This is a genomic window from Paenarthrobacter sp. OM7 (genome assembly GCF_029873575.1).
Taxonomy (GTDB): domain Bacteria; phylum Actinomycetota; class Actinomycetes; order Actinomycetales; family Micrococcaceae; genus Arthrobacter.
In genome coordinates this window covers 3,903,123-3,927,359 of the sequence record NZ_CP123579.1, presented here as the reverse complement: position 1 = coordinate 3,927,359, position 24,237 = coordinate 3,903,123, and the positions used below count along the sequence as shown (strand labels likewise).

The window sequence follows — 24,237 nt, the reverse complement described above, 5'->3', positions numbered from 1 at the left end:
GGGCGGGCTGGGAGGTGGGGCTTAGTTGCCGGCGAGGGCGGCGATGCGGGATACCGCGAGTTCGGCATACAGCGCTGCACCATCGGTGAGGACGCCGTCGTCGAACATTGCGTAAGGCGAGTGGTTGAACGGCGACGTCGTGTGGTCGGCGCCGGGGGCAACAGCACTGAGTCCCACGAAGGTGCCGGGGACTTCGGCGAGGACGCGGGAGAAGTCCTCGGAACCGCTCAGCGGCGTGGCCATGCGGGTATGCCGGGACTCACCGAACATTCCGGCGATGACCTTCTCCGCCGTGGTGGTCTCATCCTCATCGTTGATGGTGAGGGGGTACTCCTCCTGGTAGTGCACGTCCGCCTCCAAACCGTGGGCTGCAGCGATGCCATGCAGAAGCCTGGGTACTGCTTCCATCATCTTCCGCCGGGACTCCTCTGAGAAGGTCCGGATGGTGGCTTCGATGCGGGCGGTCTCGGGGATCACGTTGCGCTTGGTTCCTGCGTGGAGCACACCGACTGTCAGGACTACGGGATCGAACATGTTGAACTGCCGGGTCACCATGACCTGCAGGGCGGTGACCATTTCGGCGGCGGCCGTGACGGGATCCTTTGCCGAATAGGGTGCAGAGCCGTGGCCACCGGCGCCCAGCACCGTGACAACAAGGCCGTCGGAGGAACTGAGCATGACGCCGGGCTTGGTGACGAATTGGCCGTGGGGTTCCAGCGAGGAGAACACGTGCATCCCATAGGCGGTGTCGGCTCGGCGGCCAGCGGCATCCAGGACGCCTTCCTTGATCATGTAGCTGGCACCGTCGAAGCCTTCCTCGCCCGGCTGGAACATGAGGATGACGTCACCGGCCAGCTGGTCGCGGCGTTCGGCAAGAAGGGTGGCAGCGCCGGCCAGCATGGAGGTGTGGAGGTCGTGGCCGCAGGCGTGCATCGCGCCATCGATACGGGAGGTGTAGTCCACGCCGGTGGTCTCCTGGACAGGGAGTCCATCCATGTCGGCCCGCAGCAACACCACGGGCTTCCCGGCCGAAGCGTGAGCCGCACCGCCGCGCAGAACCGCTGTGACCGACGTCGTTTCCTTGCCAAGGGTGATCTCGTACGGGAGCCCGTCCAGCGCCTTGAGAACCTTTTCCTGGGTCCGGGGGAGCTGCAGTCCGATTTCGGGTTCACGGTGGAGGTCGTGCCGGAGGCGGACGATGTCGTCCTTCAACTCGCGGGCGTCGGCAGCGATGGTCATGGGTTCTCCTGGTCTTTCCGGGAATGGGTTCCTCATGCCATTCTGGGGTGATGTGATTCACATGTCGGGAAACATCTGGAAATATGCACATAAGTCATGGATTTGGCAGAAAAAATGCAGGCTTCTGGGAGAATTGGCTCATGGAGCTCAGTGAAGAAGATCTGCGACTGATCAACGCCCTGCAGATTTCGCCCCGGATCAGCTGGTCAGAGGCCGGTGAAGTCCTGGGCGTCCACGCCACCACGCTGGCGTCACGATGGGAGCGGTTGAAGTCCGCAGGGGCAGCCTGGACCACGGCGCACCTGATGGGCGATCCCAAGGACATGTGCCTGGCCATGGTGGATATCGACTGCGAAATGCATCTGAGGCCGGATGTCACGTCGGCCGTGGCTCAGCTCCCCGAAGTCATCACCGTTGAAGAGGCCGCCAGCAACCGCGACCTCACCCTGACGGTCATCACCCAGGACCTGGAGCAGTTCAGCACCCAGTTGTTACCCCGGCTGAAAGAGATCCGCGGACTCACCAAATACCACACGGCACTGTGCACACGGATCCACACCAGTGGCTACGCGTGGCGGCTCAACGTCCTCACCAGGGCAGAGCAGCAGGCACTCCGGGCGCTCGCCGGACCCGAATCGGCCAACCCGTCAGCGCCGGACGCCATCGTGGTCCCGCTCCCTGAGAGCCATTTGGCGCTCATCCCGTTCCTCGCGCGCGACGGTCGGGCAACGGCAGCAGACATCGCCCGCGCTCTGGGCCGCAATCCCGCCACGGTCCAACGCCAACTGGGGCGGGTCCTGAACAGCCGTATGCTGTCCTTCCGTTGCGAAATAGCCCAGCAGTTCTCCGGCTTCCCCATCACTGTCCAATGGTTCGCGAACGTTCCGGCAGGCGAACACGAAGCCGCCGCGACAGAACTCCGGGCCATTCGGAACATCCGCTTCTCCGCATCCACCACTGGCCGCACCAACTTCACCATGATCATGTGGCTGCGCTCGCTCGCCGAGGTCATGGAAATGGAACTCACCATCCAGCAGCGGATTCCCGGCATTGAACTGGTGGAGAGCGTGGTCATGCTGAACACGGCGAAGCGGGTCGGGTGGATGCTGAACCCGGACTCGACTGCCACGGGCAAGGTGGTTCCGCCCTATGGGGAGCTGCTGCCTGACGGTATCTAAGCGTGCTTGGTAGCCCTCAAGACGGTGTCCAAGGTGCTGCCGGACTCGCCGTTGGGGCCGGAGACCTTGCGCTCGCGGTCCGTCAGGACATTCACGAACCACGGCTCGCGGTCCAGCCTCAGGGCGCCCGCCAGCTGTTCAGGAGTGAAGAACATGCCGGAGTCGTGGTGGTGGCTCCACGACGGGAGACCGTGCGGGTGATGACCCACGATTAACAACGTGCCACCCGGCGCGACTGCCGCTGCCGCCAATGCCACGGAATCCCGCCACGGCAGGAGGGGTGAGTGCAGGAATTGCGCCGAGACCAGATCGAAGACCGGCTCCGGCTCCCATTCGGTAAGGTCCTGTTGCTGCCAGATGATGCGTTCATCCTGGCCGGCTTCCGCTGCATGCGCAGCTGCCCGTTCAAGCGCGACGGCGGATACGTCCAACGCGGTGACGGTCCAGCCTTGCTGGGCCAACCAAATAGCGTCACCGCCTTCCCCGGAGCCCAGGTCCACAGCCCTTCCCGGCTCCAGCCCAGTGACCTCAGCGACCAGTTGCGGGTTGGGATTCCCGCTCCAGACCTTGGTCCGCTCCCGGTACATGCCATCCCACATGTCCACGGCGTTGTCCGCGTCCTCATGGAGGTTGAGGCCGCGCTGCTGCGCTCCTTCATGCTGGTGCCCGTGCTGGTGAGCGCCTGCACTGGTGGGGTGTTCGCTCAGGGGAGTACCGCCGTCGTGCGTCATTTCAGTCATATGCCAAGCGTGCCGCTACGGGCTGACAGAAGGCAATGCCTGTTGCTGGTTCGGCAAAGTCCAGCGTTGGGCACCGGCGCCGGAGGCACCGAGCTCGTCCGACGGGTTCTGCAGCGTGCACGATTTCAGGCTCAAGCAGCCACAGCCGATGCACCCGTCAAGGTCGTTACGCAGATGCTCCAGTGCGGCGATCCGCTGGTCCAACTCCTCGCGCCACCGCAGCGACAGTTTGGCCCAATCGCGCTTGGTGGGGGTCCGGCCGTCCGGCAGGGAATCCAACGCCTCGCGGATGTCCTTCAACGGCAGGCCCACCCGTTGCGAGGTCTTGATGAACGCGACCCGCCGCAGCATGTCGCGCCGGTACCGCCGCTGGTTGCCGGCAGTGCGTTCGGCTTCGATGAGCCCGTTGCGTTCGTAGAAATGAAGGGCCGACGGCGACACTCCACTGCGCTCGGACAGCTCGCCAATGGTGAGTGGCCGGTGGGTTGGGGCTTGCGACATGGGATTGCTTCCGGTGGAGGGCGGTGGATTGACCTCAACATTAGTTGAGGTTCTAGGGTAACCACCATGACCTCTGACACCTCAACGGCCGGGATTCTGAGCCGCCCCTACTTGCTGGCCACCGTGGGTGCCTGCGCGCTGGTATTCCTCAGCGCGTTCGAGTCCCTCGCAGTAACCACCATCATGCCGCTGGTGAGCCGCGACCTCGACGGAGCCAGCCTGTACGCACTGGCCTTTGCCGGGCCGCTGGCAACAGGCGTGATGGGCATGGTGGCCGCGGGTAACTGGTCCGATCGCCGTGGTCCGGCGGCGCCCCTGTATTCCTCGGTGGCGTTGTTCGTGGCGGGTCTGCTGATCGCCGGCATGGCAGGCACCATGGAAATCCTGGTCCTGGGACGGCTGGTGCAGGGGCTCGGTGGAGGGGCAATGACTGTTGCCCTCTACGTGTTGGTGGCCCGCGTCTACCCGCCCGCACTGCACCCCAAGATCTTTGCTGCCTTCGCCGCATCCTGGGTGGTTCCGTCCTTGGTGGGCCCCTTCGCCGCAGGTGTCGTGGCCCAATTGAGCAGCTGGCACTGGGTGTTCCTCGGGGTGGTTGGCCTGGTGGTGCCGGCGCTGCTGATGGTGGTTCCGGCTGTCCGGGGGATGAAAGCCGAACCCCCTACTGTTGCCGTCCCGTGGGCTTTTGGCCGCATGGGGTGGGCGGCGCTGGCAGCCGTCGCCGTCCTGGGGTTGAACCTGTCCGCGGAGGTTCCGGGCGTGGGCGGGGCGATTGCCGTCGTCGCGCTTGTCCTTGCACTGATGGCGGTCCGCCCACTGGTGCCCCGCGGAACGTTGACCGCACGCAGAGGGTTGCCCAGCGTGATTTTGGTGCGCGGGCTCGCATCTGCGGCGTTCTTTGGGGCCGAGGTGTACCTGCCGTACCTGTTGACTGAGCGTTACGCGTTCACGCCGACATTTGCCGGGCTCACGCTGACGGGCGCCGCTCTGGCCTGGGCTGGGGCTTCTGCCGTTCAGGGGCGTCTTGGTGCTCGGCTGGCGGATGATCTGGCCGTGAAAATCGGGGCCGCGCTGGTGCTGGTTGCCGTGATCTCCACGCTGGTGACGGCCGCGTTTGCCCTGCCCGCGGCCGTGGCGATCGGCGGCTGGATCCTCGCGGGCGCTGGGATGGGCCTGATGTACCCGCGGTTGTCCGTCATGACGTTGGCACTGTCCACCCCGGAAAACCAAGGTTTCAACAGCGCGGCCATGTCCATCTCCGATTCCCTCGGGGGAGCCCTTGCCCTCGCTGCTACGGGACTCGTGTTTGCTGCCGTGACCGCTAACTCCTTCGCGGGGGTCTTCGCGCTGGCCGGAGTGATCGCCGTAGCTGGAGTGCTGATTGCGCCGCGGGTCGCCGCCGGTGCAGCCACCCCGGATGCTGGGAAGGGTGCTCCGGAAGCACAGCCCGAGCTGACGCACCACTCCTGACCCGTTGTGAGGCCCGCTCTGCACGTTATTCGAGCCGGGATGCGTGCAAAGCGGGCCTCGCAACGCGGGGTGGGTGAGTTGTGAGGCCTGCTCTGCACGTTATTCGAGCCGGGATGCGTGTAAAGCGGGCCTCGCAACGGGAGCCTGACCTGCCCCGATGCAAGGCTTCGCGCCGATCACTGCTAAGCTGGGAACACTTGATGTGCGGTGACGCCCTAAAGCAGGTGGCCTGAAAGGCTGCGCGGCGGGGCATTTTTCATGTGAGAGGCACATCCTGCGTCGATGAACGCGTTCTATTTGGTCCCGGCCACCGCTGTTGAAGCGAATCGGTAGACCACCTGACTTTTCCTCGGCGAACCCCTGGCCCAACCGGCGTCGGGGGCCGATGTCCGCAACTGGACACCGCCCGAAAGACATGAAGTTTATGACTACTTTTGCTGCCCTTGGCACGCCCAAGCCCATTGCTGAGTCTCTTGCCGCAGATGGCATCGAAGAGGCATTCCCCATCCAGGTGAAGACCCTCCCGGATACGCTCGCAGGCCGCGACGTTCTGGGCCGGGGCCGCACCGGTTCTGGCAAGACCATCGCTTTCGCGATCCCGCTCGTGGCCCGCTTGGCCGAGCGCGAAGCAAAGCACTTCCGCAAGCCGGGCCGCCCCATGGGCCTCGTCCTTGCACCGACGCGTGAACTGGCAACCCAGATCAACGCCACCATTGAGCCGCTGGCCAAGGCCATGGGCCTGAACACCACGGTGATCTACGGCGGCATCTCCCAGGCACGCCAGGAAAAGGCACTGCGCGCCGGCGTCGACATCGTCATCGCCTGCCCGGGCCGCCTCGAAGACCTGATCCGCCAGCGCATCCTGACCCTCGAAGCCGTTGAGGTCACCGTGCTGGACGAGGCTGACCACATGGCCGACCTCGGCTTCCTCCCGGTCGTCAAGAAGCTCATGGACATGACCCCCACCCAGGGTCAGCGCCTGCTCTTCTCCGCGACGTTGGATAACGGTGTTGACAAACTGGTCAACCGTTACCTTTCCAACCCGCTGACGCACTCCGTGGACGATCCCCAGGCCGCTGTCACCACCATGGAACACCACGTCCTGGTGGTCAACGACCAGACCGTCAAGAAGCAGCTCATCGTTGAACTGGCCTCCGGTGCCGGTCGCCGCGTCCTCTTCATGCGGACCAAGCACCACGCCCGTAAGCTTGCCAAGACCCTCACCGACGCCGGCATCCCCGCCGTCGACCTTCACGGCAACCTGTCGCAGAACGCCCGCGACCGCAACCTTGCCGAGTTCTCCAACGGTGACGTCCGCGTCCTGGTGGCCACCGACGTCGCAGCCCGCGGCGTTCACGTTGACGACGTCGAACTCGTCATCCACGTGGACCCGCCCACAGAGCACAAGGCTTACCTGCACCGCTCCGGCCGTACGGCCCGCGCAGGTTCCGATGGCACTGTGGTTACGCTGACCCTCCCCGAGCAGCAGAGCGACGTCAAGAAGCTCATGAAGGCTGCCGGCGTTGACGTCAACTTCGAGCGCGTCACGGCCAACTCCCCGTTGGTTGCCGAGCTCGTGGGCGACATCGCTGACAAGGTTGATCCCCGCACCCGTGCAGCCCTCCTCGCGGCGAAAGCCCCGCAGGGTGGAGGCACGTCCACCGGCGCCAACGCCCAGCGCAAGCGCGCACGCCGTTCCACGCAGGCTGCTCCCACCGCTGGTGGCCGTGGCGGCCGCAACGGACGCGGCAAGGTGGCGGCTGAGCCGGTTCGTACGGACGTCAACCGCGCTGAGCGTCGGGCAGCAATGAACGACGACGTCGCCCGCAGCTCACGCGGTCGCGGCAAGGCAGCTTCCACTCACCGCAACGATGTTCCCGGCTCGCAGGGCCAGAGCGGCAGGAGCGGTCGTCCGGCTACAGGTCAGCGCTCAGCTTCGGCTCCGCGCACGGCGTCCACAACCTCCACGCGTACCGGTGGGAACAAGGCCGTATGGTCCTCTGCTACGGGCGCTGCGTCCGGTGGATCCTACGGTTCGGGTGCCTCCGGCAACTCCGGCCGCGGTGGCTCCGGCGCAGGTCGTCCGGCACGCAGCGGCCCGCGTCGTGCTTCGGCGCCCGCGTCCAACGAGCGTCGCGGCCGCTAACCTCCCGTTGTGAGGCCCGCTCTACACGCTTTCCGGGAGGAATAGTGCGCAGAGCAGGCCCCGCAACTCCAGGGCTCAACGTTGTGAGGCCCGCTCTACACGCTTTCCGAAAGGAATGGAGCGCAGAGCAGGCCCCGCAAGTTACCAGCCTCGGGCGCGCCACTCCGCAAGGTGTGGCCGCTCGGCTCCGAGGGTCGTGGGCAATCCATGGCCCGGGTGCACCAGGGTATCGTCCGGATAGGCGTCGAACAGTCGTTCCGACACGTCGTTCAACAGTGAAGTGAAGCGTGCAGGATCTTTCTGTGTGTTGCCGACGCCTCCCGGAAACAACGAGTCCCCACTGAAAATGTGGGCCGGCCCGTCCGGATCCTGGTACACGAAGGCGATCGAGCCAGGGGTGTGTCCACGCAGGTGGATTGCCGCGATCTCGATGTCGTCAAACCGCTCAACGTCGCCGTGACCAAGCCGGACATCCACCGGAACAGGCAACGCATCGGCGTCGTCCGCTCCTGCGGAAGTGCTGGCACCGGTAACGGCGACCAACTCCGGCAGCGCCCGGACGTGGTCCCAGTGCTGGTGGGTGGTGGAAATCCGGAGCAGTTTCGGCTTCGTGGCCGTGTCCGCGGCACTGTCCTCGAGCAGTTGCTGAATGGCCGGAAGGTCGTCGGCGGCGTCGATCAACAACTGCGCACCCGTGGACTTCGAGGTCAACAGGTACACGTTGTTGTTCATCTCGCTGACGGAGATGCTGCGAATGGTGACGTCACGCAATGAGTGAATAAGCGAATCCATCGTGTCAGTCTATGCAGTTGCCGGGTTGGCTTCGCGGCCCTGTGACACCCAGTTGGGGTCGGCCGATCGTGAACCCACGACGGCGGCCGCGGCCTGGTCGAGCACCTCAAGTTGTGCTGTCCCCAGTTGCAGGGACAGTGCCCCCAGGTTCTCGTCGATCCGGTGCGTTTTGCGCGTGCCGGGGATGGGAACCACGGAAATCCCAAGGCGCTGACCTTGGGCGAACAGCCAAGCCAGGGCTACCTGGGCCGGAGTTGCATCCAGCCCGCTGGCTACCTCGCGAACCGCGGCCACCACGGCCTGGTTCGCATCAAGTGCCTCGCCACCAAAACGGGGGATCTTGTGGCGGAAATCGTTCTCGCCCAGATCGCCCGCGCTGACGGTTCCTGTAAGGAAACCACGGCCCAGCGGCGAATACGGCACGAACCCCACGCCAAGTTCCTTGGCTGCAGGAACAACGTTGAGTTCAACATCCCTGCTCCAGATTGACCACTCACTCTGGACCGCGGCAATGGGATGGGCGGCGTTGGCTTGCCTGAGTTCCTCGGCTGTCACTTCCGACAGCCCGAGGTGCCGGACCTTGCCCTCACGGACCAGCTCCGCCATAGCCTCCACGGTTTCCACTATCGGAACGCGGAGGTCTCGGCGGTGCAGGTAATAGAGGTCAATCACGTCAGTGTCCAGGCGGCGGAGGCTCGCTTCCGCCGCTTGCCTGATGTAGGGCGCATCCCCGCGGACTCCCGTGTACCCGTCCGCGGGGTTGCCCTCAATTCCAAACTTCGTGGCCACCTGGATTTCGTCGCGCCGCTCCTTCAGGAGCCTGCCCACGAGTTCCTCGTTGCTGCCGGCACCGTAAACATCTGCGGTGTCGATAAACGTGATACCTGCGTCCACTGCATGCCTTAGTGTTTGCAGGCCGTCTTCAGGATCGATTCCGCCGTAGACCGGGGTCAGGGCCATCCCGCCGAAGCCGAGGGGGCTGACCTTGAGGCCGTCGCCGAGTTGAACTGCAGTCATGAATTTCTCCAATGCGCGTAGGTGTTCCAGAGGACCCTTTGTTGGCGTGAACTCCGTGGACGCGGTGGGTATTCCTGCTGGGTTCCCTGACATGGACCTTGGCCGTGTCCGCGGTGAAGCCCGATTCGGGGGCTTGCTGTGCATTCGATGGTAGGAGACGTCTAATGCGCAGCAAGCCATCGAAATGGGCCAGCGCCCACCGCGGAGTGTTGGCTACTCGGCTTTGGCTGCAGGCTTTTCGGCAGGCAAGGCCTTCAGGCCGGCAGCACAGCCAACGATTCCCGCGATGAAGAGCAGCTTCAGCGGGCTCGCAGACTCCACGCCCGTGATCATGGCCCAGCCGACAGTGAGTGCTGCGCCGATGCCCACCCATACCGCGTAGGCAGTGCCCAGGGGGATTCGCTTCACCGCGATGCCCAGTCCCAGCATGCTCAACACCGCAGTAATGATGAAGACCACGGTTGGCGTGAGCTGCGTGAAGCCGTTGGACAGGCCCAAAGCGGTGGCCCAGACGGCTTCGAGCAGCGCTGAAGCCAGGAGGATGATCCAGAAGATTCCGTTGCCGGTGTTCTTGGTGTTGGCCGTGTTCGCAGTCATGGCTATGCCACCACCTTCAGGCCGACCACACATGCGCCGATGCCGGCAAGCAGGAGCAGCCGGGCCGTCGTCGCACGTTCAACCTTGGTGGCCATTGCGTACGTTGCGGTCAATACGACGCCGACGCCAACCCACACCGCATATGCCGTGCCTGTGGGGATGGACTGCATCGCGATGGCGAGTCCGGCCATGCTGGCGATGACGGACACCAGGAAGACGACGGTCGGAACGGGTTTACGGAAGCCCTTGGAGCGGTGGAGCGCTGCGGCCCAGACGGCCTCGAGTGCTCCGGAAAGAATGAGAATTATCCACGACATGACATTTCCTTTGGCCAGTCTTGTCGCATTCCGGGTACTGAACCGTCGTCCGGAGGTTCCAGAGCGGAACCTTCATTTCAGGCTAGCAACTCCCGTGCGGGGTGGCCACTTCTGGTGGTTAACGTCACCACCTCAGGCGTGGGCCTCCACGTGATCGATCGAGATGACAGCGATGAAGCCGCGGCCCGAGATTTCCGGGCTTCGGGTATCGGAGCCGACCACGGCGTCGTACCGGGACAGCTCAACAGATTCGGCCGCACTGGTTGCCGGGGAGTCGCCGTCGGACTCTTCCTCCACAGCGGGTTCCTCCACAGCCGCGCCGGGCGCAACGGTCGCTTTACCCTCCAACAGGACGGCAAGCTGGCCCTCGAAGACCGGGTGCGCACGCTTCTTGGAGATCTCCACGATGGACGTGTAGCCCTTGAAAGCTCCCACCCGGGCAATGACATTCAGATCCCGGATGTTCCCGGTCGGAAGGGTGGCCCCCGACGCAGCCTCGCCCGAGAAACGGAATGGACGGTATTTCTCGAGCGGGTGTTCGGATCCGTCCACCGTGAGCAGCAGCAGTTCGCCCTCGATGATGGTGATCACGCGCTCCATGCCCGGGAAGACGGAGAAATCGCCGGCTTTGGAGACGTCGGCGATGCTGACGCGCCAATCCCATGCGCCGTCCTGGGCTGAGGCCGCTTTCGGATGGCTGGCGAGTTCACGCGTCACCCCGCCCCCGTTGCGCCACGGTTCAGGATGGATGTCGGCAAAGCGGATGATCTCCATCCAACCAGCCTAGTGGTGGACACCGCTTCTGCGTTGGCAATGCGGCTTGCTAACGTCATATGTGGAAAACGTTGCGAGTTTGGCTGGAGGCACGGGAATGTTCGTCAAAGTGTGCGGATTGAGCACGCCTGAATCCGTCCGTGAAGCAGTCGACGCCGGTGCTGACGCCGTGGGGTTCGTGCTCACGGCCAGCCCGCGAGAAGTCAGCCCGGACCAAGTGCGCATTTTGCTCCCGTTGGTTCCGGAGGGTGTTCGTGCAGTGGGCGTGTTCCGGCACGAATCCGCGGCTGATGCAGTTGCCACGGCCCGTGCGGCTGGGCTCGAGTGGGTTCAGCTCCACGGTCACCGGACTGCGGACGACGTAAAAACAGTGCACGACGCCGGGATGCGGCTCATCCGCGCCGTCACCATGGGTGCCGCCCAAGACGAGTTCGCAAACCTGGGCGAGGATGTGTTCCTGGTTGACGCCGCGGTTCCGGGGTCGGGGGAGGCTTGGGACTACGCGTCGGTCCGGGCCAAAGGGCTCGAAGGCCGCGAGTGGCTGCTCGCCGGTGGCCTCGAACCGGGCAACGTAGCCTTCGCAGCAACTGCGGCCGGCGCGTGGGGTGTGGACGTGTCCTCCGGTGTCGAGTCATCCCGCGGTGTGAAGGACCTGGCCAAGATCCGCGCGTTCGTCGAAGCCGCGAAAGCCTGACCCTCTCTCACTTCCCGCGTGCTTGAACGGATCGCTCTCTCACTTCCCGCGTGCTTGAACGGATCGCTCTCTCACATCCCGCGACGTTTCCGGTGGCACCCTCTAGACTCGCTCCCAAGAGAACGAATCACACGGATACCAGGAGTCAAGCAATGAGCACGGAACACTTCACCCTGACCATGAGCCGCGAGTTTGATTCCCCTCGTGAGAAGGTTTTCGACGCCTGGATGGAGCCGGACAAGCTTGCGCAGTGGTTCGGTCCCGCGGAAGTGGAAGCTCCCCGGGAGAAAATCATCGTTGAGCCGCGGGTGGGTGGTATCTGGCAGGTGGTCATGGTGTGGTCGGACGAGGACGGCGAGCAGGAAGCCCCCATCGAAGCCGTGATTACGGAGTTGGAAACCCCGGCTCTTCTGGTCGCGAAAGCCAAAGCTGCTCCGGATGCCGATCACGAATTCGAGGAGATGCGCCTTGAATTCGAGGACCTCAACGGCCGTACCCGCATGAACGTCACCCAGGGACCCTTCGAATCCCAGGAGTGGGTGGACATGACCCGCGATGGCTGGAGTACCTCGTTCGACAAGCTGGACGAACTGCTGGCCTGAGCCGCACAGAAACACATCCACAGGTCAGGGAAGAATCAGGGCAGACCCCTAGGCTTTTTGTCAGGCCCACAGGGGAGAATGGGAACTATGAAAACGCTCCTTAACATCATCTGGCTCGTCTTTGGTGGGTTCTGGCTGGCCCTGGGTTACTTCGCGGCGGGCATCATTTGCTGCGTACTCATCGTGACCATCCCGTGGGGCATCGCTTCGTTCCGGATCGGTGCTTACTGCCTGTGGCCCTTTGGCCAAATGGTGGTGGAGAAGCCGGGAGGAGCCGGGGTGTTCGCGCTCCTCGGCAACGTGATCTGGCTGCTCGTCGCGGGCATCTGGATCGCGATCGGCCACGTGGTCACCGCGTTTGCCATGGCCATCACCATCATTGGCATCCCGCTGGCCATCGCCAACCTGAAGCTCATCCCGGTGTCCCTGATGCCGCTGGGCAAGCAGATTGTGCCCACCAACCAGCCGTTCGTCAGCACCTACCGCTAAGGTGCGCCGCCGCTAGGAAGCCACCACGGCGCCGGTGCGCAGGTCGAAACGGAACGCCCGCTCCAAACGCACCGTTCCGCCGTCGGCTTCTGCTGTGAACACGAGTTCCAAGGTGCTGTGCAGCAGGTCTGTCTCAGTGACGGTGTACGTGGGCGTGAAATAGAGAGCGTTTTCGCCGGGCAGCAGGTCCGCAGGCGGGAACCCACCGGCGCTGTGGTGCGGTCCGAGAAGTACGACGCCGGCAGCTGGTTTAGAACCTCCGTTGCGGACGCGTCCGGTGAAGGCGAGGATGTCCCCGGCTTTGTAGCCTGGGATGATGGGGCCGTAGTTGAGGTCCTGCGCCTCCCGCGTGCCAAGAACCTGGTCCCCGGCGTAGCCTTGGCCGATTTCCTTCCAGGTCTGCACATCCCATTCGCCGTCGCTGTTGGAGGGGATCAGGTGGAAGTCGCCGGCGTTCTGCCACACGGCGGGCCTGCCTGGGGTGATGGACCGGAGCTCCATGTCGAATGCCAAGCCACTAGACTCCGAGGCATCCGAAACTGGGTGCGGAGTAGCGGACAGCTGCTCCGTCAGCTGCTCGGCAGGGATCGACGCGAACACGATCTCCCGGTACCCCTGCCGTTCATAGAGAACCCCGATGTTCCCGTCAGGGAGCCGCGTCACCGTCGAATACGCCGAACTGCCGCCGCAGAGCACCAGCTTGGCGGGCCAGGTGGCGCCGTTGTCGGGGGAGAGGCTCATGACAGTGTTGCGACGCAGATGGGGGTCGTGGTTGTTGCTCGCGAGCAGCCAGGATGAGGTCTCCGGCGTTGCAAAAGCAGCCACACAGGGCAGACCGTCGAAGCGCGCCAAGGAACCGTTGTCGCTGGGGTCCGGCAACTCTGGAACAGCCTGCAACGGACTCCACGAAAGCCCGCCGTCCTCGGATACAGCGGACAATCGGCACGGCGTTGCCCGTGAATGCAGGAGCAGCCGGCCATCGTCCAGGCACACAACTTTGTTTTCATTGGGCCCGATCCCGGAGGGGCCCGGACCAATCAGCCCACCCAAGGCCCACGTTTCGCCGTGGTCGTCGCTGAACGCAGATGCGGCCATGATGGAACCGTCCACCAACACCACGTACTGCTGCACCAACCTGCCCGCAAAAGGCCCGGCGTGCATCTGAATTCCTTGTCCTGCCGCAGCGAAAAGGCCTGTCACTCCGCGCCCCTTGAGCTGCGCCGTAAGCCGACGGTGCTGCCAGGTGTCGCCGTCGTCGTCTGAGAAGCTGACGTCCGCATGCTGCACGTCGTCATCCGGCTCCAAACCCGCCACGGCCTCGAAGAAGCCCGCGTGCGTCCCGGCGGCGTGGAACATGAAGATGCGGCCGGTTTCGGCGTCCACCAGCAGGCTCGGATCGCCAAAACCGTGCAACCCGGAACCCGTGCGGACAAGCTGCTGCGGCTCCCACGTGACCCCGTTGTCATAGCTGCGACGCAGGAGTAGATCGATGGGATTGGGCAGGTCGTCCAGATTAGGGCGGCCGTCGTAGGCGGCCAACACCGTGCCCCGCGCGCTGATGGCAAGCGCCGGGATGCGGTACTGACGGTAGCCACCCGCGCCGCGGACGGCCAGGTCATGTTCAACATCGGGAATGGCCAGAGGCGTTTTGGCACGGGCGGAACTCAGGAGGTAGGAGGTCACACCTCTATGCTAGCTCGGGCCATGTGCGCGCCGATACCCTGGCGAGTGACCATCAACGCCTACCCAGCTTGGAAAGCCCCGTCCCGAAGCAGGGCCACCACGGAACTGGCGTCCAACTCCGCCGCGATGCTGACATCGTCCGCAAAACCGGCGTCGATCAGTTCGCGTCCACTGGAACAGCCCCGAAGAATGGCGGCCAGCCGGGGCTCGGCGGCGTCGAAGGCCGCCGCAGCAGCAGCCGCCTCCGGGGAGAGACTTCGTCGCCCGGTCGCTGCCAACCCGGCGATGAACGCACCGGCTCCGAGCTGATCCTCCAACGCCGGCCGCAACGCCCCGTCCGTCCACTTTTCACCCGCCGCGATCACGGCAATCACGGCCTCTGCGGGCAAGGTGGCGTGGACCCAGTCGGCCGTCGCTGCGGCATTCCGGAGCGAGACCGCCACCACTTGGCGAGCCGATGACGCAAGTTCGTGGCTGATGGTCGACCCGTTGGGAGAGGGGAGAACCACGCGATCCAGCACGCGGGCCCGGCGGAGGCTGGACGGGGACAAGCTCAGGCCTTCAGAACCCCGGGGTCCCGCGAGCAGGGCATCATGACGGACCGCGAACTCGCTCGCCGCCGCATCCCGCAACGGGTAGGGAAACACTATGGCCCCGCGGTCCACCGCGACACTCACGCACGTGGTGAAAGAGAGAACGTCAACCACCACCGCCAGGTCGGCTCCGGGCACTACCGCGCGGGCGCCGTCGAGCCCCCACTCAAACCGGACCGCGTACGGAAGCTGCCGCTGCGGTGCGCCAGGTTCGCTGATGGAACCACTCACGCGAGTTCGCCGGCGAGGTTGCGGCGCGCGGCGTCGAGCCAGAGCGCCTTGGCGCGTTCGCCATGGAACAACGGATCAAGTCCCAGAAGATGACGCACGACGGCGGCGCGGCCCTTCGCGAAGTCGGCGTCGCTGACGTGTGCGTAGTCTTCGCGGACGGCGGCCAGATACCGGGCGTAGGCTTGCTCGTCGCCACCGAGGACGGAGAGATCGGCGTCGCAGAGCAGGGCGCCGGCATGGTCTCCGGGCTCGGGGGAGTGCGAGGACGTGAGCCGGACCAGCCGCGCCACTTCGGCCACGTCGGCGGCGGAGAGCCCGGCGGCGGTCAGCCGGTCCTCGGCCAACAGGGCTGATTCTTCCTCATCCTGGCCGGCCACGCCTTCATAAACGGCGTCGTGAAACCACGCCGCCAAGGAGACGGTCCGTGCAGGCAAGGCTGGTTCGGTGAGAACGTCCAAGGCCTCAAGAACAGCCAGGAGGTGGGTGCGGCTGTGGTACTTCCGGCCGTCCTCGCCCCACCGTTCCAGGAGTTCCAGGCCCAACTCCTCGTAGCCGGGAAAGATGCTGTTCCATCGCTCCATCAGAGGGACCGTCAAGGCTTTGCTCCGTTCCCGCGCAGGAATCCGCAGCCCGCTGGCGATGAGTTTACGGACCAGGATCCGAGCCTCAACGGGGATGGCGCCAGCAAGGACCAGGTCGTCGTACCGCCGTTCGGGAACGTCGTAGTGGTCTCCGTCGAAGGCCCTCTCCGGAACCCCGGCAGCGGTTGCGAAAGCATGAAGCTCATCCAGCGATGAATCCGATACCAGATGCGAAAAAACGGTCCCGTGCGCTGGCCACAAGGGCGGATCGATGTAGACGGCCATTGCCAAAGTGTAGTCCCAAGCGATCCTTCCCAGTTGCCGGCCGTCGGGACGTCTACCGCCGTGCTGCCGCCCCGGAAATTCGGGCTTCACTGCCCGTACTGTTCACGGCAACTGGGAAGGAGCCTAGGGAAATGTCAGCGCTCGGCGGGCAGGATGTTCTGGTTGCCGCGGAACACGTTGTCCGGATCGAACTGAGCTTTCACCTTGGACAGCCGCCGGTAGTTCTGTTCGCCGTAAGCAGCCATGATGCGGTCCTGGCCTTCGTCGCCGATGAAGTTCAGCCACACTCCTCCCGTGGTGTGGGGAGCGATGTCTTGCCTGAATTGCTTCACCCACGCTTTGGCCTCTTGACCGCCCTCCCTTGTTTCGGACAGGCCGAACGGATGGCTGACCCATGCTGCGCCGCGGTGTTGCAGCGGTGTGTTCGCCGCAGCGGGCCCAGCCACTGCTCCGCCCCAACGTGCCACCAACTGCTGGGAATTCGGTCCCGGAAGGCGTTGGGCAGAGTCCACCAGCACGTCCAGGGCGTCGTCAGAGAGTTCGTTGTGATAGTCCGCGCTCCAGTAGTTGTAGTGGTCCGGGGGGTCATCGATCATGCACTGGAAGTCGGCGTAACCCATGGGTGACACCAGATCAACACTCGGACCGAGTTCCTTGAACGGTTTGGCGTGTTCCTCGCCCGCATCAACATCACCGGCATGGATGTAGGCCATGCCGACGGCGAGCTTGCCCACCATGTCCTCCGGGACGAACTCTTCCGGTGGAGCGGTGAGGTACACGAGTGCTGTCCCCACGGCGTCGGGCGCGTCAAGGGCGAGTTGGCGGTAGGCGCGGGACAAATCCGTGGCATCCTCACCAGGAAACAGCATCAGGCCGGCCATCACGGTGGGGCCGACGTCGTGCAGTTTGAAGGTCAGGGACGTCGCCACTCCGAAGTTCCCGCCTCCGCCGTGGAGTGCCCAAAACAACTCGGGATTTTCGCCCGGGCTGGCAGTCACCCGATCTCCGGACGCTGTGACCAGGTCCACCGAAAGCAGGTTGTCGCACGCAAAGCCGTAGGACCGCTCCAGCCACCCCGAACCCCCACCCAAGGTGAAGCCGGAGACACCCGTGGTGGACGCTCGCCCGCCGGTCACTGCCAAGCCGTACTGCTGGGTTGCGCGGTCGAACTCGCCCCACGTGAGCCCGGCACCCGCTGTAGCGGTTTTCGCCTCTGTGTTGACGCTGACGGACTTCATCGGACGTACATCGACCACCAGCCCGCCATCATTGGTGGACATGCCCGCCACCGAATGGCCGCCTGAACGAACCGCGACATCCAGATTGTGGTTGTGCGCGTATCTGAGTGCCTCAGCAACCTCGCCGGGATCAGAACATTTGGCGATCACCGCCGGCCTGCGGTCGATCATCGCGTTGAAGAGTTTCCGGGCCTCGTCATAGGTGGGGCTGTCCGGACGAATCCATTCCATGGGACGCTCCTTCGCGCCTAAGACTCTCTCCCTAGAACAGGGTACGGCTGCGGGTCCTTTGGTGCTAGAGCACAGCGGCGAACGACGACGGCGGCGCACCACTTCGCGCCCTGCGCACCAGCGCTTACGGTTGCGTCGCGCGGGAAAGGGGGCGCCGAGGCCCTGGGAGGTCACATTTCGTTTGCTGTGAAATGCTGATGCAGAATCCGCAAATACGGAACTAGACTCATTCCATGCCGCAAATACGAATCTCGGAGGCCGCTCGCTTCCTGGGTGTCAGCGACGACACCGTAAGGCGCTGGACGGAAAACGGAACGCTGACCGCCCAGAAAGACCCGGCCGGACGCCTCGCAGTGGACGGACTTGAACTCGCAACGCTTGCCCGCGGGCAATCACACCTTCCCAACGATCCCTCGCGGACAGGAAGCTCGGCCCGGAACCGGTTCGTTGGCCTGGTCACGGGCATCACCGCGGACAAGGTCATGGCGCAAGTGGAGCTTCAATGCGGGCCTTTCCGCGTGGTGTCACTCATGAGCAGTGAAGCCGTCACTGAGCTCGGCCTGGAACTTGGTTCGGTGGCCACCGCCGTGGTCAAGGCCACCACGGTCATCATCGAAACTCCCCAGGGAAAGAGCATCGTATGAGTCTCACCCATAAGCCGCTCAGCGCGCTGCTGCTTGCAGGAGTCCTTTCTGCCAGTCTGTCGGGCTGCGCTTCAGGGACCGCGGGTCCGGCCTCCAGCGGTGCTGCAACCTCGGGGCAGCCCTCCGGGGAGATCACCGTCTTCGCCGCAGCATCACTGAAAATGACCTTCACCCAATTGGCCGATGACTTCGAAGCCAAGAACCCGGGCACCAAGGTGAATCTGAGTTTCGCCGGCTCCTCCGACCTGGTCACGCAGATCACCCAAGGCGCCCCCGCCGACGTGTTCGCTTCAGCCGATACCAAGAACATGACCAAGCTTGCCGAGGCCAAACTCGTGGATGGTACGGCGACCGACTTCGCCACCAACGTCCTGGAGATTGCCGTCCCACCCAGCAATCCGGCGTCGATCTCTTCCTTTGCCGACTTGGCCAAACCCGGAGCCAAGGTGGTCACCTGCGCGAGCCAGGTGCCATGCGGGGCAGCCACGGACGCCGTTGAGAAAGCGAGCGGAACCACCTTGAGTCCGGTCAGCGAGGAATCGTCCGTCACGGATGTCCTCGGCAAGGTCACCTCGGGCGAAGCCGATGCAGGCCTGGTCTACGTCACGGACGTCAAGGGGGCCGGGGGCAAGGTCAAGGGCATCCCCTTCCCGGAATCAGACCAAGCCGTCAACACTTACCCCATAGCCACAGTGGGCACCAGCAAGAACAAGGCGTTGGCAGCGGCATTCATTGCCATGGTCACCGGCGACGCCGGCAAGAAGATCCTGGGCGACGCCGGCTTCGGCACGCCGTAGTGGTCCGGGAACGCTGATGAAACGAGACGCCTCCGGGTACAACGGCATCCCGCGGTGGATATATGCCGTGGCCGCTCTCGGAGGATTACTGGTGGTCCTGCCATTGGTGGCAATGCTGGCCAAGGTCAACTGGCCGCAGTTCATCCCACTCATCACGTCCGAGTCCTCGCTCGCAGCACTGAGCCTTAGCCTGCGAACCTCGGCCGCAAGCACGGTGCTCTGCATCGGGCTGGGTGTTCCTTTGGCGTTGGTGCTGGCGCGTGGCGACTTTCCAGGTCAGCGTCTGCTGAGGGCGTTTGTCCTCTTACCGCTGGTGCTGCCGCCCGTCGTCGGGGGTATTGCGCTGCTGTACACGTTTGGGCGCCAGGGCCTGCTGGGGAAGTCCTTGGAGGTGGCGGGAATCCAGATAGCATTTTCCACTACCGCGGTGGTCCTGGCCCAGACTTTTGTGGCCCTGCCGTTCCTGGTGGTCAGCCTGGAGGGGGCTCTGCGATCAGCCGGAAACAAGTACGAAGCCGTCGCTGCGACACTCGGCGCCCGGCCAACCACGGTTCTCCGCCGGGTCACGCTCCCGTTGGTCCTGCCGGGGCTCGCGTCCGGTGCGGTGTTGTCCTTCGCACGCAGCTTGGGTGAATTCGGAGCCACCCTGACCTTCGCGGGAAGCCTGGAAGGGGTCACCCGCACGTTGCCGTTGGAGATCTATCTGCAGCGGGAGACCGACGCCGATGCCGCCGTCGCACTGTCCTTGGTGCTGGTGGCGGTGGCGGTTGCCGTGGTGGGGCTCAGCTACGGCCGCAGGCAGGGCAGTAAGCGCGTGGAGGTCCAATCGTGAGTTTTCAAATGCAGGCCAGCCTCGGCGCCAGGAATTTCGACATGTCCCTCAGGCTCAACGACGGCGAGACCGTTGCCATTCTTGGTCCCAACGGGGCCGGGAAATCGACGCTGTTGGGTGTGATCGCCGGACTGCTGCGGCCGGATTCCGGCGCGGCCACGATGGGCACAACGAAAAACGGCGAACGGGCGTTGTTCAACCTCGACGGCGACACTCGCTTGTGGAGCCCACCGCACCTCAGGGGGACCGCCCTACTGGCCCAGGAAGCCCTCCTGTTTCCCCACCTGAACGCGTTGGACAACGTGGCGTTCGGGCCGCGAAGTGCGGGGGCTTCGAAGGCGGACGCGCGGGAAACTGCCCGGCACTGGCTGGCGGAGGTTGATGCCTCGCCGCTGGCCGACAGGAAGCCCTCCCAATTGTCCGGAGGGCAGGCCCAACGGGTTGCGGTGGCCCGCGCTTTGGCAGCCGACCCGGAACTCCTCCTCCTTGACGAGCCCATGGCCGCGCTGGATATCCATGCTGCCCCCTTGCTGCGCCGCGTGCTCAAGCGGGTTCTTGAGGGCCGCAAAGCCATCATTGTTACGCACGACGTCCTGGATGCCTACATGCTTGCTGATCGCGTCATCGTGGTGGAAAACGGAAGGATCGCCGAGCAAGGCCCTACACGCCAGGTCCTTGAAAGGCCCAGAAGCCATTTTGCAGCCGGCTTGGCAGGGCTTAACCTCGTTGCCGGCACCCTCAGCGAGGACAGGATTACGACGCCGGATGGCCGGGTATTCGCCGGCCAGCACGATCCCGGTTGGTCACCCCAGTCCGGCCAGGCAGGCGTGGCAGCGTTCCCGCCGTCGAGCGTTTCCGTTTTTCCCGGTGAGGTGCACGGCAGCCCGCGCAATTCCTTTCCCGTGGTCATCACGGACCTTGAACCACACGGCGACCAGATCAGGGTGCGCGCAAGTCCGGGGCAATCTGCGCAGGTCCTTTCCGCCGACATCACCCCGGCCGCCTCTGCCGATCTGGGCCTGGTGCCTGGCATGGAGGTGAGGTTCGTGGTCAAGTCCGCGCTGGTCTCGCTGTACCCGGCGTGAAATTCAGTCCCGGTACATCCGCTCGGCGTAGGAGGGTCCGTAGTAGGACTCCAGCTCTTCCAGCGGTGTCTCCGGTTGGGTGTAGGCCTTGGACAGGACCGCGATGCTGGGCAGCCCTTCCGGTTCCCAGGTTTCAGGCTGCCACAAGCCGCTGCGCATGAAGGCCTTGCCGCAATGCGTGAAGACTTCGTCAACGGTGACCACAATGGCAGCTCGGGGTCGATGTCCCTTGACCACCATGTGATCGAAGAAACCGGCATCCCGGACAATCTGCGCCTTACCGTTGATCCGCAAAGTGTCCGTCCGGCCGGGGACTACGGACAGAATGCCGACGTTGAGGTTCTCCAGGATGTTGTGGAAACCGAAGGCCAGCTTGTTGCCGGGCCGCTCGGGGATGGCAATGGTCTGGTGGTCCAGGACGTGGATGAATCCTGCGGGATCCCCCTTGGGAGAAGCGTCAACGCGACCCTGGGCGTCCGTGGTGGACACCACGCAAAAGGGGCTCGCGGCCAACCATTGGCGGTCAAAATCGCTGAGCGACGTACGCACTTTTTTCCGCGTGCGTTCAAGGGGCAGGCCTATGAGTTCTTCGAGTTCATCCGCGCTTGAAATGGTGTCCATGGCCCCAGCCTACGGGTGCGGAAGCTGCCTGTTATTCACATAGTCACGGTTTTGTCTGGACACGGGTTTCGCCGTGGGCAAACATGGAACCCAGTGGTCTGAAAATTAAAGTTGAGCGTAGTAGACTCAACTTTGAAAGCATCGGATCCACTCCAGAAAGGGAGCACTCTTTGGACGTCAAATTCACCACCAAAAGCCAGGAGGCCCTTTCTGCGGCCGCCATGAATGCCTCGACTGCCGGCAACCCGCAGCTTGAGCCCGCGCATCTGTTGAAGGCGCTGATGGACCAGCGTGAAGGCGTTGCAGTGGCCCTGCTGCGAGCCACCGGTGCCGACCCTGATGCCGTGAGTGTGCAGGCCAGCTCGGCTATCAAAGCGCTGCCGTCGTCCTCAGGCAGTTCTGTCCAGCAGGCACAATTGTCGCGCCAATCCATGCAGGCCATCCAGGCTGCCCAGAACGAGGCCGACAAGCTCGGCGACTCCTTCGTCTCCACCGAGCACCTGCTGTTGGGCCTCTCGGCCGGAAGTGACGCCGTCGGGAAGTTAATGCGCGACGCCGGTGCCTCCCATGAGGCGCTGCTCGCCGCCCTGCCCGGTGTCCGAGGGGACAGGAACGTCAACTCGCCGGACCCGGAAAACACCTTCCAAGCGCTGGAGAAGTTTGGCACAGACCTCACTGCAGTTGCCCGTTCGGGCAAGCTGGACCCCGTGATCGGGCGCGACAGCGAGATCCGTCGTGTCGTTCAGGTCCTGAGCCGCCGCACCAAGAACAATCCCGTGCTGATTGGCGAGCCTGGCGTCGGCAAGACCGCCGTGGTTGAAGGACTCGCCCAGCGCATGGTGGCCGGTGACGTCCCGGAGAGCCTGCGCGGCAAGACGCTCATCGCGCTGGACCTGGCCTCCATGGTTGCCGGCGCAAAGTACCGCGGCGAGTTCGAAGAACGACTGAAGGCCGTGCTTGAGGAGATCAAGAACTCCAACGGCCAGATCGTCACGTTCATCGACGAAATCCACACAGTGGTAGGTGCAGGTGCAACGGGTGAAAGCGCCATGGATGCAGGCAACATGCTCAAGCCCATGCTGGCCCGGGGCGAGCTCCGCCTCATCGGCGCCACCACCTTGGATGAGTACCGCGAGAACATTGAAAAGGACCCGGCCCTGGAGCGCCGCTTCCAACAGGTCTACGTGGGCGAGCCCAGCGTGGAGGACACCATTGGTATCCTCCGCGGCCTGAAGGAGCGTTACGAGGCGCACCACAAAGTGGCCATCGCCGACTCCGCGTTGGTGGCCGCGGCAACGCTGTCCAACCGCTACATCTCGGGCCGGCAGCTCCCTGATAAGGCCATCGACCTCGTGGATGAGGCCGCGTCCCGGCTCCGCATGGAGATCGATTCCGCGCCGGAAGAGATCGACCAGCTGCGCCGCGCCGTTGACCGCTTGACTATGGAAGAGCTGGCCTTGCAAGGCGAGACCGATCCGGCATCGGTGGAACGACTGGCTGCCCTCCGCGCGGACAAAGCCGACAAGAACGAGGAACTCAGTGCCCTGAATGCGCGCTGGGAAGCCGAGAAGGCCGGGCTCAACCGGGTGGGCGAGCTCAAGGCAAGGATTGACGAACTGCGTTCCGCCGCGGACAAGTCCCAGCGCGAGGGCGACCTCGAATCGGCGTCGCGGATCCTTTACGGCGAGCTGCCCGCACTGGAACGGGAGTTGAGCGCCGCTGCAGAGGAAGAATCGGCCCGGAGCGAGTCAAAGCCCGAGTTGATGGTCGCCGAAGACGTGACTGCTGACGACATCGCCGAGGTGATCTCTGCCTGGACGGGGATCCCTGCCGGCCGCATGCTGCAAGGTGAGTCGCAGAAGCTGCTCCACATGGAAGAGGAGCTTGGCAAGCGCCTGATCGGGCAGAGCAAGGCTGTACAGGCTGTGTCCGATGCTGTGCGCCGTGCGCGCGCAGGCATCAGCGATCCCAATCGCCCCACGGGTTCGTTCCTGTTCCTTGGCCCCACCGGCGTAGGTAAGACGGAGCTGGCCAAGGCTTTGGCAGACTTCCTCTTTGACGACGAACGCGCCATGATCCGGATCGACATGTCCGAGTACAGCGAGAAGCATTCGGTGGCCCGCCTGGTGGGTGCCCCTCCCGGATACGTGGGCTATGAGGAGGGCGGCCAGCTGACTGAGGCTGTGCGGCGCAGGCCGTATTCCGTGGTGCTGCTGGACGAGGTGGAGAAGGCCCACCCGGAGGTCTTCGACATCCTCCTGCAGGTCCTCGACGACGGCCGGCTCACCGACGGTCAGGGCCGCACCGTGGACTTCCGCAACACCATCCTGGTGCTGACGTCCAACTCCGGAAGCCAGTTCCTGGTGGACCCCACCATGGACGCCAAGGCCAAGCGCGAGGCCGTCATGGCTGTGGTGCAGGCATCCTTCAAGCCGGAGTTCCTGAACCGCCTGGACGAGATCGTGCTCTTCGATCCGCTGTCCGTGGAGGAACTGGCCCGGATCGTGGAACTCCACGTGGCCGAGCTCAGCAACCGACTCCGGGATCGCCGCTTGAGTCTGGAAGTTTCGGACGGGGCGCGTGCATGGCTGGCCATGTCCGGGTTCGATCCCGCTTACGGTGCCCGACCCCTTCGCCGGCTCGTCCAGCGGGAGATCGGCGACCGTCTGGCCAAGGAGATCCTTGCCGGCGAAATCAGCGACGGAGACACCGTGCTGGTGGACACCGCAGCCGACCTGGACGAGCTCACCGTTGAGGGCCTCGAGGCACTGACCGGCCCCGACGGCGGCGCTCCCGTAGGAACGGGCCTTACGGTCCGCAGGAAGTAAAGTCCGCTTGAAGCAGCCCGCCGGATGCAAGC

Annotated in this window: 24 protein-coding genes and 1 riboswitch; of the genes, 11 read left to right on the top strand and 13 right to left on the bottom strand. The window is 64.3% G+C overall.

Features of this window, described 5'->3' with window-relative positions; all coding sequences use genetic code 11:
* Positions 1 to 21 precede the first annotated feature (21 nt).
* Complete coding sequence (locus QEH68_RS18095; protein ID WP_207595038.1) at positions 22 to 1,239, bottom strand: M20 family metallopeptidase; 1,218 nt, start codon at positions 1,237 to 1,239, stop codon at positions 22 to 24.
* A gap of 140 nt (positions 1,240 to 1,379) precedes the next feature.
* On the opposite strand from QEH68_RS18095, the gene QEH68_RS18090 reads away from it, so the two are divergent.
* The gene (locus QEH68_RS18090; RefSeq protein ID WP_280623858.1) at positions 1,380 to 2,417 is read left to right on the top strand and encodes an AsnC family transcriptional regulator; all 1,038 of its coding nucleotides are present in this window, start codon (positions 1,380 to 1,382) and stop codon (positions 2,415 to 2,417) included.
* Here the strand turns inward: QEH68_RS18090 and QEH68_RS18085 are convergent.
* Both QEH68_RS18085 and soxR read right to left on the bottom strand, forming a co-directional pair.
* Positions 2,414 to 3,148 (bottom strand): methyltransferase domain-containing protein, encoded by a 735-nt coding sequence (locus tag QEH68_RS18085; RefSeq protein WP_280628041.1) that lies wholly within the window; start codon positions 3,146 to 3,148, stop codon positions 2,414 to 2,416. The two genes, QEH68_RS18090 and QEH68_RS18085, sit on opposite strands and share 4 nt — an antisense overlap.
* A 24-nt stretch (positions 3,149 to 3,172) precedes the next feature.
* Positions 3,173 to 3,658 (bottom strand): redox-sensitive transcriptional activator SoxR, encoded by a 486-nt coding sequence (soxR, locus tag QEH68_RS18080; protein ID WP_280623856.1) that lies wholly within the window; start codon positions 3,656 to 3,658, stop codon positions 3,173 to 3,175.
* Positions 3,659 to 3,724: 66 nt separating this feature from the next.
* Here soxR and QEH68_RS18075 point away from each other — a divergent pair, with 66 nt between their 5' ends.
* Together QEH68_RS18075 and QEH68_RS18070 are read left to right on the top strand one after the other, a co-directional pair.
* Positions 3,725 to 5,128 carry an MFS transporter gene (locus QEH68_RS18075; protein WP_280623854.1) on the top strand — a complete coding sequence of 468 codons (1,404 nt, stop codon included), beginning with the start codon at positions 3,725 to 3,727 and terminating at the stop codon, positions 5,126 to 5,128.
* A 424-nt stretch (positions 5,129 to 5,552) separates the two neighbouring features.
* Complete coding sequence (locus tag QEH68_RS18070) at positions 5,553 to 7,274, top strand: DEAD/DEAH box helicase (RefSeq protein ID WP_207595029.1); 1,722 nt, start codon at positions 5,553 to 5,555, stop codon at positions 7,272 to 7,274.
* 141 nt (positions 7,275 to 7,415) lie between these two features.
* Here the strand turns inward: QEH68_RS18070 and QEH68_RS18065 are convergent, their stop codons facing one another.
* The 5 genes from QEH68_RS18065 to QEH68_RS18045 form a co-directional block, all read right to left on the bottom strand.
* Complete coding sequence (locus tag QEH68_RS18065; protein ID WP_280623852.1) at positions 7,416 to 8,066, bottom strand: MBL fold metallo-hydrolase; 651 nt, start codon at positions 8,064 to 8,066, stop codon at positions 7,416 to 7,418.
* A 9-nt stretch (positions 8,067 to 8,075) separates the two neighbouring features.
* Complete coding sequence (locus QEH68_RS18060) at positions 8,076 to 9,083, bottom strand: aldo/keto reductase (RefSeq protein ID WP_280623850.1); 1,008 nt, start codon at positions 9,081 to 9,083, stop codon at positions 8,076 to 8,078.
* A 213-nt stretch (positions 9,084 to 9,296) separates the two neighbouring features.
* Positions 9,297 to 9,680: a multidrug efflux SMR transporter gene (locus QEH68_RS18055; RefSeq protein ID WP_280623848.1), complete on the bottom strand. Its 384-nt coding sequence runs from the start codon at positions 9,678 to 9,680 to the stop codon at positions 9,297 to 9,299.
* Positions 9,681 to 9,682: 2 nt separating this feature from the next.
* Positions 9,683 to 9,997 carry a multidrug efflux SMR transporter gene (locus QEH68_RS18050; RefSeq protein ID WP_280623846.1) on the bottom strand — a complete coding sequence of 105 codons (315 nt, stop codon included), beginning with the start codon at positions 9,995 to 9,997 and terminating at the stop codon, positions 9,683 to 9,685.
* Positions 9,998 to 10,006: 9 nt separating this feature from the next.
* Positions 10,007 to 10,072: riboswitch (guanidine-III (ykkC-III) riboswitch) on the bottom strand.
* 57 nt (positions 10,073 to 10,129) lie between these two features.
* Positions 10,130 to 10,771, bottom strand: a complete 642-nt coding sequence (locus QEH68_RS18045; protein ID WP_280623845.1) for a HutD family protein — start codon at positions 10,769 to 10,771, stop codon at positions 10,130 to 10,132.
* 97 nt (positions 10,772 to 10,868) lie between these two features.
* Between QEH68_RS18045 and QEH68_RS18040 the strand changes: the two genes are divergently transcribed.
* The 3 genes from QEH68_RS18040 (at position 10,869) to QEH68_RS18030 (ending at position 12,556) form a co-directional block, all read left to right on the top strand.
* Complete coding sequence (locus QEH68_RS18040; protein ID WP_280623843.1) at positions 10,869 to 11,465, top strand: phosphoribosylanthranilate isomerase; 597 nt, start codon at positions 10,869 to 10,871, stop codon at positions 11,463 to 11,465.
* Between the two features lie 152 nt (positions 11,466 to 11,617).
* Positions 11,618 to 12,067, top strand: a complete 450-nt coding sequence (locus tag QEH68_RS18035) for an SRPBCC domain-containing protein (RefSeq protein ID WP_207595017.1) — start codon at positions 11,618 to 11,620, stop codon at positions 12,065 to 12,067.
* 87 nt (positions 12,068 to 12,154) lie between these two features.
* Complete coding sequence (locus QEH68_RS18030; protein ID WP_011776159.1) at positions 12,155 to 12,556, top strand: YccF domain-containing protein; 402 nt, start codon at positions 12,155 to 12,157, stop codon at positions 12,554 to 12,556.
* 12 nt (positions 12,557 to 12,568) lie between these two features.
* Here QEH68_RS18030 and QEH68_RS18025 read toward each other — a convergent pair whose 3' ends face one another.
* The 4 genes from QEH68_RS18025 to QEH68_RS18010 all read right to left on the bottom strand — a co-directional run bounded on the left by QEH68_RS18025 (position 12,569) and on the right by QEH68_RS18010 (position 17,398).
* The gene (locus tag QEH68_RS18025; RefSeq protein WP_280623837.1) at positions 12,569 to 14,239 is read right to left on the bottom strand and encodes a sialidase family protein; all 1,671 of its coding nucleotides are present in this window, start codon (positions 14,237 to 14,239) and stop codon (positions 12,569 to 12,571) included.
* Positions 14,240 to 14,298: 59 nt separating this feature from the next.
* Positions 14,299 to 15,063, bottom strand: a complete 765-nt coding sequence (locus tag QEH68_RS18020) for a 2-phosphosulfolactate phosphatase (protein ID WP_280623835.1) — start codon at positions 15,061 to 15,063, stop codon at positions 14,299 to 14,301.
* Positions 15,060 to 15,929 carry a DUF4031 domain-containing protein gene (locus QEH68_RS18015; RefSeq protein WP_280623833.1) on the bottom strand — a complete coding sequence of 290 codons (870 nt, stop codon included), beginning with the start codon at positions 15,927 to 15,929 and terminating at the stop codon, positions 15,060 to 15,062. Before QEH68_RS18015 ends, QEH68_RS18020 begins: the two co-directional genes overlap by 4 nt.
* A gap of 134 nt (positions 15,930 to 16,063) precedes the next feature.
* Positions 16,064 to 17,398 (bottom strand): FAD-binding oxidoreductase, encoded by a 1,335-nt coding sequence (locus QEH68_RS18010; RefSeq protein WP_280623831.1) that lies wholly within the window; start codon positions 17,396 to 17,398, stop codon positions 16,064 to 16,066.
* Positions 17,399 to 17,631: 233 nt separating this feature from the next.
* Between QEH68_RS18010 and QEH68_RS18005 the strand changes: the two genes are divergently transcribed.
* From QEH68_RS18005 to QEH68_RS17990, 4 genes are read left to right on the top strand one after another with little or no spacing between them, the layout of a single operon-like run.
* On the top strand, positions 17,632 to 18,042 hold the full coding sequence (locus QEH68_RS18005; RefSeq protein WP_280623829.1) for a TOBE domain-containing protein: 411 nt from the start codon (positions 17,632 to 17,634) through the stop codon (positions 18,040 to 18,042).
* On the top strand, positions 18,039 to 18,839 hold the full coding sequence (gene modA / locus QEH68_RS18000; protein WP_280623827.1) for a molybdate ABC transporter substrate-binding protein: 801 nt from the start codon (positions 18,039 to 18,041) through the stop codon (positions 18,837 to 18,839). Before QEH68_RS18005 ends, modA begins: the two co-directional genes overlap by 4 nt.
* A gap of 13 nt (positions 18,840 to 18,852) precedes the next feature.
* A complete protein-coding gene (locus QEH68_RS17995; RefSeq protein ID WP_280628040.1) occupies positions 18,853 to 19,671 on the top strand; it encodes an ABC transporter permease in 819 nt (272 codons plus the stop codon).
* Positions 19,668 to 20,756: an ATP-binding cassette domain-containing protein gene (locus QEH68_RS17990; protein WP_280623825.1), complete on the top strand. Its 1,089-nt coding sequence runs from the start codon at positions 19,668 to 19,670 to the stop codon at positions 20,754 to 20,756. Before QEH68_RS17995 ends, QEH68_RS17990 begins: the two co-directional genes overlap by 4 nt.
* 3 nt (positions 20,757 to 20,759) lie before the next feature.
* On the opposite strand, the gene QEH68_RS17985 is transcribed toward QEH68_RS17990, so the two are convergent.
* Positions 20,760 to 21,377 (bottom strand): pyridoxamine 5'-phosphate oxidase family protein, encoded by a 618-nt coding sequence (locus tag QEH68_RS17985; protein WP_280623823.1) that lies wholly within the window; start codon positions 21,375 to 21,377, stop codon positions 20,760 to 20,762.
* A gap of 170 nt (positions 21,378 to 21,547) precedes the next feature.
* Between QEH68_RS17985 and clpB the strand changes: the two genes are divergently transcribed.
* Positions 21,548 to 24,205, top strand: coding sequence for an ATP-dependent chaperone ClpB (gene clpB / locus QEH68_RS17980; RefSeq protein WP_207594994.1), 2,658 nt, complete (start codon positions 21,548 to 21,550; stop codon positions 24,203 to 24,205).
* The last annotated feature ends 32 nt before the right edge of the window (positions 24,206 to 24,237 follow it).

Excerpts from the sequence above, each read along its gene's own strand:
- QEH68_RS18095 (WP_207595038.1), bottom strand. The coding sequence starts at position 1,239 with ATGACCATCGCTGCCGACGCCCGCGAGTTGAAGGACGACATCGTCCGC.
- QEH68_RS18090 (WP_280623858.1), top strand. The coding sequence starts at position 1,380 with ATGGAGCTCAGTGAAGAAGATCTGCGACTGATCAACGCCCTGCAGATT.
- QEH68_RS18085 (WP_280628041.1), bottom strand. The coding sequence starts at position 3,148 with ATGACGCACGACGGCGGTACTCCCCTGAGCGAACACCCCACCAGTGCA.
- soxR (WP_280623856.1), bottom strand. The coding sequence starts at position 3,658 with ATGTCGCAAGCCCCAACCCACCGGCCACTCACCATTGGCGAGCTGTCC.
- QEH68_RS18075 (WP_280623854.1), top strand. The coding sequence starts at position 3,725 with ATGACCTCTGACACCTCAACGGCCGGGATTCTGAGCCGCCCCTACTTG.
- QEH68_RS18070 (WP_207595029.1), top strand. The coding sequence starts at position 5,553 with ATGACTACTTTTGCTGCCCTTGGCACGCCCAAGCCCATTGCTGAGTCT.
- QEH68_RS18065 (WP_280623852.1), bottom strand. The coding sequence starts at position 8,066 with ATGGATTCGCTTATTCACTCATTGCGTGACGTCACCATTCGCAGCATC.
- QEH68_RS18060 (WP_280623850.1), bottom strand. The coding sequence starts at position 9,083 with ATGACTGCAGTTCAACTCGGCGACGGCCTCAAGGTCAGCCCCCTCGGC.
- QEH68_RS18055 (WP_280623848.1), bottom strand. The coding sequence starts at position 9,680 with ATGACTGCGAACACGGCCAACACCAAGAACACCGGCAACGGAATCTTC.
- QEH68_RS18050 (WP_280623846.1), bottom strand. The coding sequence starts at position 9,997 with ATGTCGTGGATAATTCTCATTCTTTCCGGAGCACTCGAGGCCGTCTGG.
- QEH68_RS18045 (WP_280623845.1), bottom strand. The coding sequence starts at position 10,771 with ATGGAGATCATCCGCTTTGCCGACATCCATCCTGAACCGTGGCGCAAC.
- QEH68_RS18040 (WP_280623843.1), top strand. The coding sequence starts at position 10,869 with ATGTTCGTCAAAGTGTGCGGATTGAGCACGCCTGAATCCGTCCGTGAA.
- QEH68_RS18035 (WP_207595017.1), top strand. The coding sequence starts at position 11,618 with ATGAGCACGGAACACTTCACCCTGACCATGAGCCGCGAGTTTGATTCC.
- QEH68_RS18030 (WP_011776159.1), top strand. The coding sequence starts at position 12,155 with ATGAAAACGCTCCTTAACATCATCTGGCTCGTCTTTGGTGGGTTCTGG.
- QEH68_RS18015 (WP_280623833.1), bottom strand. The coding sequence starts at position 15,929 with ATGGCCGTCTACATCGATCCGCCCTTGTGGCCAGCGCACGGGACCGTT.
- QEH68_RS18010 (WP_280623831.1), bottom strand. The coding sequence starts at position 17,398 with ATGGAATGGATTCGTCCGGACAGCCCCACCTATGACGAGGCCCGGAAA.
- QEH68_RS18005 (WP_280623829.1), top strand. The coding sequence starts at position 17,632 with ATGCCGCAAATACGAATCTCGGAGGCCGCTCGCTTCCTGGGTGTCAGC.
- modA (WP_280623827.1), top strand. The coding sequence starts at position 18,039 with ATGAGTCTCACCCATAAGCCGCTCAGCGCGCTGCTGCTTGCAGGAGTC.
- QEH68_RS17985 (WP_280623823.1), bottom strand. The coding sequence starts at position 21,377 with ATGGACACCATTTCAAGCGCGGATGAACTCGAAGAACTCATAGGCCTG.